The organism is Bacillus sp. 5mfcol3.1 (genome assembly GCF_900114335.1).
GTDB lineage: Bacteria > Bacillota > Bacilli > Bacillales > Bacillaceae_G > Bacillus_A > Bacillus_A thuringiensis_S.
On record NZ_FOST01000001.1, the window covers coordinates 1,676,642 to 1,688,967 of the forward strand.

The window sequence follows — 12,326 nt, forward strand, 5'->3', positions numbered from 1 at the left end:
TTCTTTTTTTGAAGGGATTTTTTGTTACGAGTTAGTACAAAATTGGGTTCAGGGGGTACTATAAAATTTTAGCTTGATGGCGATGGGGTAGCATCCACGTCTATCAACATCACTACACCTATATTTAATACTGCGTTACGTGCCTTTAATCAAGTGAAAAACAAGACCCATTTTGTAAAAACTGAAACCAACGTTTTCTAAACTGAATTTGAGCCATATCTGCATGAACATGGGCCTCTATTTTTAAAGCTTCTGGTATAGGTCTAGGATGTTGACTTTCTACAATAATTTGATCCTCTTTTAGTACTCTTAAACTAAATTTAGCTAAAATTTGGTCTAGTAAAGGGAAGTACTTTAAAAATGTCCTTCCGGTATATCCCATAATTAATGTCTCTTCTTCATCAATTGGTGTAAACGTAATATACGGAATAAATGACTCATTCTCCTGTTTGCCACTGTGAAGCATCCACTGATGTGGGAATTTGTATTCAAGGTAAGCATCACCATTTGAGAATATAAACTGATCCAGTGTTCCCTCCAGCTTATAATTGGTTGATTCGGCTTTTGTTTTTCTACCAATCGTTTTTTTATGTATATAAGCAAGATGAGCAGTATCCAGCACAGATTCGATTGATCGAGTAAGGTGTGCATTCCAAGTGGCGTGGAAGAAAGAGAGTTTAAAAGGAGTGTTCTCCATTACATGAAAAGTTTGCCATTCAGGTGGAGTTTCCTCACTATCAGGGTATATCCAAATCAACCCAATTTTTTCTCTTACAGGGTATGAGAAGGTATGAGCAAATTTCGGGATAGGTTTATTGGGTTGGGATGGAATTCTTACACAAGTACCACAACTATCGAATTCCCAACCATGGTAGGGACAGACTAGTTTACCATTTACTACTTGTCCCAGTGATAAGTCAGCGCCACGATGAGGGCAGTAAGGTGATAGAGCCTGAACTTCGCCTTTTTCATCCCGATATAATACAAAATCTTTGCCAGTAACTCTTTTTTTACTGGGATCTTTTTTATATCTTTTACATAACTCACAGCATACCAATTACGTGGGAATACTCTATTTATATTTAGAGTCATTTATTTTCTCCTTCTTTTTTATTCACCTAGTAGATATTAGTGGTGTCTACTGTATACTGTCTATTCTATGCTATAAAATATTTTAAATGTTCGTTTAAAATTAATAAATCTACAGTTTAATCAAATCATTATGAAAGCCTGCATAATCTCTCTAAATGTAACAAAAATGACTAAAGTACAATAGATTTTAAAAAGGAGAAAGTTTTATTTTATTGAAAATTGAGATATTAAGCAATATTCCTATTGCTATTAAATTCACCATTAAAGAACTTCCACCAAAACTTACAAATGGAAATGGAGTACCTGTAAGAGGAAATAGTCCCGTAATACCACCTAAATTTACAACTGATTGCATACCAATCATACATCCTATACCAATTGCTATAAAACTGCCGAATGGATCTACACATAATTGTGCAATTTTTAAGGAGCGAAGTACTATAGTCAAAACTCCAACCAATAGAATAAATACACCAATAAATCCTAGTTCTTCAGAAACTATTGCCATTATAAAATCAGTGTGTGGTTCTGGAAGATAACCTGTTTTTTGTATGCTATTTCCAAATCCACGACCAGTGATTCCTCCAGAGCCCATGGCAATAAAAGAGTTTACAAGCTGGTATCCATTTCCTTGCGCATCAAGAAAGGGATTGAAAATCGTAGTAATACGTGTCTTTTGAACTTCTGATAAACTATATTGAATCAAATAATATAAAATAGGTAACCATAAAATAGAACCGATGGTAGTTCTTTTGATTAGTAGATTTATATTTATTCCTGAACAAAGAAATATGCTAAAACCTATACCTAATATTAAAAGTGCAGATCCTAAATTTGGTTGTTTAAAGATAAGAAAAAAAATTGTAGCTAAAAAAAATAAAAGTTTTCCGATACCACTCCAGTTATTTTTAGCTTGTTCTTGTCGCAATGCAAAAAAACGGGCTGTTACAAGGATTGTTCCTAATTTAAGAAATTCAGCTGGCTGTATTCCAAAGATCCATGATTGAGCATTATTTACCACTTTTCCTTTCCATAAAACCATAATTAATAAAAAAATCCCCCCAACCATAATACAGATTGAGACTATTCGTTTTTTCCATATTTCATATGGGAGTAAAGCACAAATTATTAATCCTATTGTTCCTAAAAGTAGCTTTGTTAATTGAGAATCAACAAAATGTCTACTGTTATAACCGTAATGTTGGACAGCGACAATGGAGCTTGCACTATACATCATGATAATACCTAAAGTACATGTTATGAATAGAGGAAGGAGCAATAGATAATCGAGTTTTAATATTTTTTTCATTTTAATATCCTCCTGATTTAAAACAAAACATAATATTACATTTGCTAATGAATAGAATCTTGTTCTCGTCTATTACTAAATATGACTTTTGTTTAGGAAGATTCTATCGCTTATTCCCTGTTTTTTACGCAAAAATCCCCCTAGTATGTAACTAGAGGGATTCAAAATGGCATGAGTAAATAAGGCTTTTTTCCCTCTAGTAGAGCTTTGGCACTATACAACGTAAAGTAATGAAAATTCATTACTTAGCTATCTTAAGAAGAGCCTTAATCCGACAATTCCTGTTCTACCCATTGGCGTCTTTCGACATTTTTGGGCAATAGCCTGTGTTTGCATAGGAGCCTCACCTAACAGGTTAAGCAATATAAATTTTATGTGTTTGTTTCGTGTAGCAAGCATAAATATATTTTTTTTGCTTGTCAAGCAACCATATTGCTAATTTTATTTGTTTTATTGCTTTATAGTTCTTTGAGAAATGATATGAAAAAATGTCTGTAATCATTCTGTATAAGTACATATTTTTGACTTGTAGTGTATCGTTTGATTAAGTAGTTTAACCATATAAATTTGATAAACAGTAAAGAAGATTTTAATCATAAAAGAAGATTTTTTTGTGAATGTTCTTTTGATATACAGAATGACTAATTATTCATCTTTTGTTATAAAGTTGGAATTTGATTAAAAACAATAAGTTTCATATGTTTTATTACGTTTCTTCGAATTAAATCTATTTGAATTCTATGTTTTTTAAGGGGAATTTTAAATTTATAATAAAATATAATTTCATTTTCTATAAAAGATTTTTTTATGAATGGAATTGAAAGTCAGTTGACAAATATTAAATTCTGGTTTAAATTTTGAAGTAATTCAATAAACTTTGTTAGGTGAGGCTCCTGTATAGAGAAACGCTGCTGCCCAAAAATGTCGAGAGACGCCAATGGGTCAACAGGAACGGTCGGATTAAGGCCCTTCTTAATGTAGCTGGTTATAAAAACCTATGCTATACAGTGCTAAAACTCAACGAGGGAGTGGTATACGATTTGGTAGAAAGGCACCTCTGTGATTTCGGCAGAGCTGTCTTAATAATCATTTATTTGTATTGTGATAAAACCTTTACTCCTTTTTGAGTAAAGGTTTTTCTGTTTAATGTTATTTATTTTTATCTTGTCTATATTCAAAAAGGAGGTAATTCTAAATAATGAATTGATTGCAATGTAACTATTATTGCTCTAATAAAAAATTTTAGACAGATAAAATAAAACAAAACCACTCATGAAACTCTAGAGTCTCCCTTAGCAATATGAGGAGGAGTTAACATGAAGAAATTATTAAAAGAATTACTTGTAACCAAAAATAATTTGGATGCAGAGAAAGTTTTACGTCTTCCGTCGTATGATGTTGCGCAAGAAGTAAAAAGATTTTCAATTGAAGATCAAATCATATTGCTAAATACGATTCCCGTATTAAAAAGCTCTAAAATTCTTCAATATATGAGTGCAGAAGAAAAATATAATATCTTAATTCACTTATCTGAAAACAAAGCTAAAAAGTTACTAAATTTACAACCGATTGATGAATTAGTAGATTTACTTCTAGCGGTTCATCCTGAAAAACAAGCTAAATTAATGGCGTATCTAGACAAAATTACAAAACATAACGTAAAAAAATTGATGAATTTCAAACCTGAAACGGCAGGAAGTCTTGTCACAAGTGATTTTGTTGCAGTTAGAGGAAATTGGTCAGTAAAAATGACATTGAAGTACATTAGGGAACATTCTGAAAATGTAGAATCAATATCTTATAGTTATGTTCTTGATAGTCATGGTTATCTTGAGGGAATCGTTTCCATACATGAGTTATTACTAGCAGCAGATGAAGAGATATTATCTACTATCATGATGCCAGAGGTAATTTCAGTACATGCTGAAGTTGACCAGCAAGAAGTTGTAAAAAAGCTACTAAATTATAATTTAGCAGCCATACCTGTGATAACAGTAAATAATAAAATGATTGGTATTATAACATTTGATGACGTAATGAATGTTATGGAAGCAGAAGCTACAGAAGATATTCAAAAGTTAGGCGGAAGTGAACCGTTGAATCAATCTTACTTTGAAGCTAGCGTTTGGAGTATTTTCTTCAAACGTCTACCATGGTTATTACTTCTTTTTGTTGCTGAGGCATATACAGGTACAGTATTAAAGTATTTTGAAGACGAAATTGAAACTGTAGTTGCCCTTGCTTTCTTTGTTCCATTATTAGTAGGTACTGGAGGGAATACAGGAACACAGGTTGTAGCAACAATTACTCGTGCAATTGGTATTGGAGAGGTGAAATTTAAAGACATTTTCCGTGTAATGAAAAAGGAATTTGCAATAGGTATGCTTCTTGGACTTGCACTTGGGATAGCTGGGCTCACTCGTGCTTATATGTTAGGAGTTGGAACAGAAGTTGCACAAGTTGTAGCAATTACTTTATTATTTATTGTTATTTGGGCCTCTCTTGTAGCAGCTGTTTTACCTTTGATTCTAAGAAAATTAAAACTAGATCCTGCAGTTGTTTCAGGTCCATTTATTACAACATTTGTTGACGGAACAGGATTAGTAATTTATTTCATGGTTGCAAAAATGTTATTAAATTTATAAATATACACTGAAAAAATGAAATTCGGAATAAGTATTTTGCCCTAATTGCTAAAATATAGTGGGGAATTCAGGCATGAGGAAATCAAACACCCTTGTCTTTATTAAAAAATATTTTAAAAGATTCATTGAATGTAATTAATACCGGAGGATAAAACTATGAAACATCTAAGAAAAATCTTCAAACGAATTTTGCTTCTATTGTCTATTTTCATGCTTATTGGCATAGGAATATTATTTGGTACTAGCTATGGCCGGGAGCTTCGCATAACAATGGCTGGGAGTATACTAACTTCTCAGCATCCACAATATGCGAAGTATACATTCCTATCCCAAAAGGAACTAGATAAATTGCAAGATAGAATTAATCATCCAAAATGGTCAAATAGTGATGAGCATATTTATAAAAAAATAGCAGGAAAAAGATTAGAAGAATTTAAAAATCAGCCATTAGAAATTGATGTAGAAACGATTAAAAGTAACAAAGATAGTCGCTTTCTTTTTGAAGGAAAATTAGTTACTATTAGCAATCCCTTCAATGTTAAACTTGTTAGCCATCAAGGAACACAGGGCGCTAACAGGGGAGAAAAAATTAGCGTAATGGCAAAACGTAATCATGCACTTGTTGCTGTGAATGCAAGTGGATTTGCTGACGAAACAGGAAGGGGTGGAGGAAATGTTGCTACTGGAATTGTGATAGAAAATGGGAAAGCTATTGATACAAATATGGATAGAAATGCCCCTACAATTATTACGGGATTAACAAAGTTTGGTCAAATGATAACAGGAAATTATTCTACCCAACAACTGTTGGATAAACAAGTCGTTTCCGCAGCTGGATTTATGCCACAGTTAATTGTAAATGGAGAAAAAATGATTACAGAAGGAGACGGCGGTTGGGGGTCGGCTCCAAGAAGTATTATGGCCCAAAAAGAAGATGGTACAGTTATGTTTCTAGTTATTGACGGTAGACAGACACATAGTATAGGAGCTACGTTGAAAGAGTGTCAAGATATTCTATATGAAAAAGGAGCTATAAATGCAATGGCAATGGATGGAGGTTCTTCTGCTACGCTATATTTAGGAGGAAAGGTTATAAATTCACCGTCTACATTATCCCATGAAGATCGTTATTTACCGAACGCTTGGGTGGTAACAGCAAACCAAAAACAAAAAATAAAGATGACAATTGATGGGAGAAAAATAGATACCAAAACATCAGATGAATTTGATGCGAACATTTCAACGAATTTATGAATTATTAAAAATAGAACAAATACATGATTTTTATCTCGTTAGTTGGAAAATTAAAATTATTTTTTAAAATTAGAAATTATTATTTCATATTCATGATTTGCACAATATCAAACGAGAGTGATGAGGATTCCAAATTTACGGAATTCTTATCACTCTTTTTTAGTTTTTTGTAAATATGGAACAATATCCTTACTTTCACTGTCTATTAAGCGTTAAAACATTTTTTATTAAATAAATTAAGAAAGGAATCATCATTTTTAACTAAGGGAGAAGATTGAATTGAAAAAATTATGGATGCTGTTTTTCATTTGTTTCGCAGTTATGTTGGTAGGATGTAATAAAAACGAACCGCCAAAACAAGCATTTGAAGAATATATTAATTTATGGAATGATAAAAAGTTTGCAAATATGTATGATCATTTATCAGATCATGCCAAAAAATCGATTTCTAAAAAAGAATTTACAGAAAAATATCAAAAAATCTATGAGGGGATTGGAGCTAAGAATTTAAAAGTTAAAATGAAAGGAGAGAATACGAAAGATAAAGAGCTTTTTCTTTTTGAAGTTAAGATGGATACGGATGTAGGACCAGTTTCATTCATCCATGAAGCAAAACTTGTGAAAGATAAAGAGTCTTGGAAAACAGATTGGACACCAGACTTCATCTTCCCAGGTATGAAAAAAGATTACAAAGTACGTATGCAAATAGAGCAAGGAAAACGCGGAGAAATATATGATCGCAATGGAAAAGGGCTTGCAACGAATGGTAAAGCAACTGAGGTTGGAATTATTCCAGAGAAACTAGGCGAAACAGCAGTGCAAACGAAAGAAATAGTAGCACAATTACTTGATATGTCTATAGAAGAGGTCGAACAAAAGCTCACAGCAAAATGGATAAAACCAGACTCCTTTGTACCAATTGGTATTTTAAAAGAGGGAACCAGACAGAATGATTATATTGAATTAGAAGGAGTTTCATCTCGCCCAGTAAATATTCGTACGTATCCATTAGGTGAAGCAGCGGCACACTTAACTGGATATATCGGAAAGGTGAATGCGGAGGAGTTAAAATCACTTCAAAAACAAGGTTATCAAGCAGATGATTTAGTAGGTAAGACCGGTTTAGAGAAAGTGTTAGAAAATAAATTGCGTGGTGAAAAGGGTGGACGCGTATTTATAGAAGATGAGAAGGGGAAAGAGATTAAAAACGTAGCAAAAAAAGAAGCAAAAGAAGGAGAAAATGTTACGTTAACAATTGATGCTGCAATTCAAGAAAAAATCTTTAATGAGATGAAAACTGAAGCAGGGTCTAGTGCAGCGGTCAATCCTAAAACAGGTGAAACAATCGCACTTGTAAGTAGCCCTGCTTATAATCCAAATATAATAGTTAGAGGAGCATCGAAAGCCCAACGAGAAGCATGGAGTAACGACTCGAAACTACCAATGACGAATCGCTTTACACAAGCATTTGTACCAGGTTCCGTATTTAAAACGATCACAGGTGCAATTGGTTTGGAAACAAACACAATAAATCCGAAGGAAGAATTTAAAATTCAAGGATTGAAGTGGACAAAAGATTCATCTTGGGGAAATTACTATGTAACGCGTGTAAAGGATGCAAGTCCAATTGATTTTGATAAGGCAATGAAGTACTCTGATAATATTTATTTTGCTCAACAAGCTTTGAAAATGGGAAAAGATCAGTATGTAAAGGAATTTAAAAAGTACGGATTTCATGAAAAATTACCAATCGAATACGAATTTCCTATTTCAATCATTGCAAAAGATGGGATAAAAAACGATATTCAACTAGCAGACACGGGCTATGGACAAGGACAAGTATTAATGACGCCACTTCATTTAGCATTAACATATGCACCGATTGTGAATGAAGGGAATATTCCGTCGCCACATCTTTTAAAAGAAGCAAAAGTAGCAGGGAATTGGAAAGAAAATGTGGTTTCTAAAAAGAATCAAGAGATATTAAAGAGTGCATTAATCAAAGTCATTAATGACCCTGATGGTGCAGGGAGAATTGCAAAGGTTGATGGTGTAACGCTTGCTGGTAAAACTGGCACAGCAGAACTGAAAGAGTCGAAAGAAGCAGACGGAAAAGAACTGGGATGGTTCGCAGCTTTCGATGCAAATGCGCCAGACATGATTGTTACAATGATGATTGAAGATGTAAAAGGAAGAGGAGGAAGTAACGTTCCAGGTGAAAAAGTAAAACATGTATTTCAGAAATAATACTTAATTATATGGTGAATTTTTTGACTAAATTTATTACATGTTTGCTTAACTCAAAGATATAAATTGGGGAAAATATAGAACAATTAAATTTCAAAAAAGCATTCTCGATTAGAAAGAATGCTTTTTTGCTGTGATTCTAGAAAAGTTGGCATTGCTAATGGTAAATAGAAGGAGATAGCAAATTGAAATGGACAAGTGGAGTGCTACATTAAATTCAAAAAAACAGATTGTTGTGAGTGGATTTTTATCATTGTATGCTTTACTTGTTTTTTAGTAGTATTATTCTGCCTGAAAAAGATAAACAATGGAACAAATGAAACTTGTATCTTGTCTATATATTGAAACCATAATAAAAAAGTGAGGGCAGTCTTATGTTTATTCAAATAAGTTTGAGGTGTGGAAATGGAACAGACGTTTATTGAAAAGTGTAATCATGATGAGCTGGACTATGTTATAAAAGACTATTGGCAAGATGTATGGAATTATTCATTTATTATTACGAAAGATCCACACTTATCAGATGATATCACGCAAGATGTATTTATAAAGGTGTTTAAAAATTGGAATTCATTTCGAAAGGAGTCATCTATTAAAACGTGGATATTAAAAATCACAAGAAATACGGCAATAAACTATTTGAAATCCTCTTATTTTAAAAGGATATCTTTAATAGGATTTTTTAGTGACGATAAGCAATCCCTGTCAGCAGAACAAGAATTTTTTAAGCAAGAAGAAATGAATGATGTGTGGAAGGTTGTATTAGAACTACCTAAAAAGCACCGTGAAATAATTATATTGGACGCAAAATATGAATTATCTTATGAAGAAATGGCTGAAACATTAGGAGTATCCATTGGAACTGTAAAATCGAGATTAAGTAGAGCGAGAAGTAAGGTTTCAAAATTAATAGGGGAGGGTAGTAGTGATGAACAATAAACAAAATCCTGACTGGTATAGAAAAATAAAAAAAGGGCCAATGGAGAATCGTAAAGATGAAGAAGAATTTATTTCTAAAATAAAGCAGTCTATATATGAAAATAATGAAGTGGATTTTGTAAAACATAAAAGACCATTTCGTAAAAAAGCATTACCTATTGTAGTTGTTTTGGTTTGTACAATGTTATTTTTCATTGTTCAACAACCTTGGCTTGATGATAATAAATCACCGGTACAAAGTAGTACTCAAATTAAGCCTAAAACAAAAGATGAGTCTGCTCAAGATCCATCATTAAAACAATTTATGAATGAACTATATCAAAGTACGAACTCAAAAAATGAAAATGACCTGTACAAAGCGTTAAATGATGAAGTTCTATTTAAAGGGAAGAGTTATAAAAAGGATGAACTGAAGTTTGATGAAGATATTTTTCATGAGTTGCAAGTCGCTCTTACAATGGGGGGAGAGTTTGCAAATGATACAAAAAAAGTATACAAAGTACCAAGTGGATTGACAGAAAGTAACCAACCAAAGCAAGCGCATTTTATATATGCAACGGTTACTGGAAATAAAACGAAAATTTTAGCTGAACCAAAACGAGAATCACAAGTGTTATATGAAGTATCTAATGAAATGGTAAAAGCTTGGATTCCAGAAAAAGTGCAAAATGATGGATATATAAAAATATCGACAATTAATGGCAATACTGGATACGTACAAAAAGAGTATGTTTTAACTGATATTAAGTATTCATTTATGTTCGAAAAAAATGATAATGGTGAATGGAAAATAATAAATATAGATTCTATTTGGTAAAAGAGGAAGGTTCACTTTAATGAACCTTCCTCTTTGTTTTTATTCTCTTTTTGAAGTGTATGCCAAGACTCTAAAATTTCTGATGTAACGAGAGCAGCGATGTTTTTTTCTGAATTACTACCAGGAATAACGACAGAAACGGCAATTTGTGGATCTTCGGTAGGAGCATATGCAATGAAAAGAGAATGATTTATCATTCTTTCTTGCTCATTCGGAAAACCTGTAATACCTGTTTTACCTGCGACGTCAAAGGGCAACTTTTTAATTTCCTCTATATTTTGACTCATTCCACCTTGCACGACACTCCAAAAGGTCATCGGGTAACGATTTGAACTTTCTAAAATTGGTTTAAACTTTTTTGTTTCCTTACCGTCCGGACTAATAATTGCACTTACAGTTTGAGGTTTATATTTATCACCTTTACTTGCCAAAGTTGCTGCATATTGAGCGAGTTGAAGAGGGGTATGCACTTCATTTCCTCCCCAAGAGGCGTTTAATAAAGCGGAGATTCCATTTTCAAACTTATTAGATGGATGGAATTCATATTGTCCGTCTTCTTCAAAGGGTAAATCAATCCCGGTTTTAGAACGTAGGCCGAATTGTATTAAATAATCTGTCCATATATGTGCCACTTTTTTTATATTCCCATTATTTTGGTTGAATAGGGGCAGAGCTACTTTTGCTGTCATAAATGTGTTAGATGAATTAATGATAGCCTGCCTCGGTGTAATCTCCCCTGTTGGTGTTCCAGGCGCATTCGTAATGTTATTTTGATTATCATACTGAAAAGTACCTTTATCTAAATAAGTATCTTCGGGTTGGAAAAGCTTTTCATTTAATCCAATTAAAATAGTAAGTGGTTTTATAGTAGAAGCCATATTTACATAAGATTCACCATACTTTAATTTTTGAATTGCTTTATTTTGCGAAAGAGATTTAATGTTTTCTTTTCTAGAAGATACATGTGTATTTAATATATTTGGATCAAAAACTACCGAGTTGGCCATAGTTAAAATTGCGCCAGTTTTCGCATCGCTCACTACAGCATAACCAGCTTTAGCATCAGGTGTTTTCTTAATTTGAGATTTTAATGCTTCTTCTGCCTTTTGCTGCAACTCAGAGTCTAAAGCTAGCCGTACATCTTTACCTTTTTGTACGTTTTGAATGTTCCATAAGAACTTTTTATTATTCAATTTAAAAATAAGAGTTTTACCTGGTTTTCCTTTTAAATCATTTTCATATTGCAGCTCAATCCCGCTTTTTCCAACAGCCAAATGCTTTGAATTAAGGTCATTTTCTACATACCCAATTACTTGTGAACCAATTTCGTGTTTAGGATAATATCGAATCCATTCATCTTTAATTATTACATTATTGGGTTTGTTTTTGTTTATGAATGCAAGTTCATTCTCATTTATATCAGAGTATAACGGTATACCATTCATAGTCTGCTTTTTACAAGATTGTTGTAATTGAGATTTTATGTTCTCTGTAGAAATATCATGTTGAAACTCGCTTGAAAATTGATTAAAAAAAGCTAATGTGTTTGATGTATCTTGTTTCGATAGCTTTTCGTCATTAGAAGTGCAATATAGAGACTTAATTTTCTTATTTGTAGCTAGTATTACACCATTTTGATCAAAAATCTTTCCTCTTTCAGCTGAAGAAGTTGCGATAGTAATTGAAATGAAGTTGATTTTTAATAAAATTAGTAAAATCAAACCTACGATAGAAAAAAACGCAAAAAATCTCCATCTTTTTATATGTAACATATAACCCTCCCTTATGTAGCCTATTTCATCTTATATTTAATTATTTTTTTTGTAAATGTGGAACAACTTTATTGTTTAGGTTGTCTATTAAGTATTACAGCATGAAGAAAGGAATAATTAGCATGAAAATTTACTAGCAAGTTTATATGTAAGGTTTAATAAGAGTCATTATACAGTTTAGCACTTCTCATGCAAGTGGCAAAAAAATAGAGAGAAAACAGGAAGGGAGAGTTATTAATTCCGTATCTAAA

Annotated in this window: 8 protein-coding genes and 2 riboswitches; of the genes, 5 read left to right on the forward strand and 3 right to left on the reverse strand. The window is 32.5% G+C overall.

Annotated features, from left to right (window positions below; genetic code table 11):
• Positions 1 to 145 precede the first annotated feature (145 nt).
• Together BM089_RS08575 and BM089_RS08580 are read right to left on the reverse strand one after the other, a co-directional pair.
• Complete coding sequence (locus BM089_RS08575) at positions 146 to 1,057, reverse strand: aromatic ring-hydroxylating oxygenase subunit alpha (protein WP_139213233.1); 912 nt, start codon at positions 1,055 to 1,057, stop codon at positions 146 to 148.
• Positions 1,058 to 1,279: 222 nt separating this feature from the next.
• A complete protein-coding gene (locus BM089_RS08580; RefSeq protein WP_000722115.1) occupies positions 1,280 to 2,401 on the reverse strand; it encodes an FtsW/RodA/SpoVE family cell cycle protein in 1,122 nt (373 codons plus the stop codon).
• A 185-nt stretch (positions 2,402 to 2,586) separates the two neighbouring features.
• Positions 2,587 to 2,763, reverse strand: a riboswitch (M-box (ykoK) riboswitch).
• Positions 2,764 to 3,270: 507 nt separating this feature from the next.
• Positions 3,271 to 3,436: riboswitch (M-box (ykoK) riboswitch) on the forward strand.
• Positions 3,437 to 3,717: 281 nt separating this feature from the next.
• Between BM089_RS08580 and mgtE the strand changes: the two genes are divergently transcribed.
• The 5 genes from mgtE to BM089_RS08605 all read left to right on the forward strand — a co-directional run bounded on the left by mgtE (position 3,718) and on the right by BM089_RS08605 (position 10,303).
• Positions 3,718 to 5,046, forward strand: a complete 1,329-nt coding sequence (gene mgtE / locus BM089_RS08585; protein ID WP_000734827.1) for a magnesium transporter — start codon at positions 3,718 to 3,720, stop codon at positions 5,044 to 5,046.
• A 156-nt stretch (positions 5,047 to 5,202) separates the two neighbouring features.
• Positions 5,203 to 6,300: a phosphodiester glycosidase family protein gene (locus BM089_RS08590; RefSeq protein ID WP_090976641.1), complete on the forward strand. Its 1,098-nt coding sequence runs from the start codon at positions 5,203 to 5,205 to the stop codon at positions 6,298 to 6,300.
• Positions 6,301 to 6,579: 279 nt separating this feature from the next.
• Positions 6,580 to 8,547 (forward strand): penicillin-binding transpeptidase domain-containing protein, encoded by a 1,968-nt coding sequence (locus BM089_RS08595; protein ID WP_016512814.1) that lies wholly within the window; start codon positions 6,580 to 6,582, stop codon positions 8,545 to 8,547.
• Between the two features lie 405 nt (positions 8,548 to 8,952).
• Complete coding sequence (locus tag BM089_RS08600) at positions 8,953 to 9,486, forward strand: RNA polymerase sigma factor (RefSeq protein WP_000438327.1); 534 nt, start codon at positions 8,953 to 8,955, stop codon at positions 9,484 to 9,486.
• The gene (locus BM089_RS08605) at positions 9,476 to 10,303 is read left to right on the forward strand and encodes an SH3 domain-containing protein (protein WP_001060761.1); all 828 of its coding nucleotides are present in this window, start codon (positions 9,476 to 9,478) and stop codon (positions 10,301 to 10,303) included. The genes BM089_RS08600 and BM089_RS08605 overlap by 11 nt, the downstream gene beginning before the upstream one ends.
• Positions 10,304 to 10,314: 11 nt before the next feature.
• On the opposite strand, the gene BM089_RS08610 is transcribed toward BM089_RS08605, so the two are convergent.
• Entirely contained in the window at positions 10,315 to 12,075 is a 1,761-nt protein-coding gene (locus tag BM089_RS08610) for a peptidoglycan D,D-transpeptidase FtsI family protein (protein ID WP_090976643.1), read from the reverse strand.
• Positions 12,076 to 12,326: the final 251 nt, after the last annotated feature.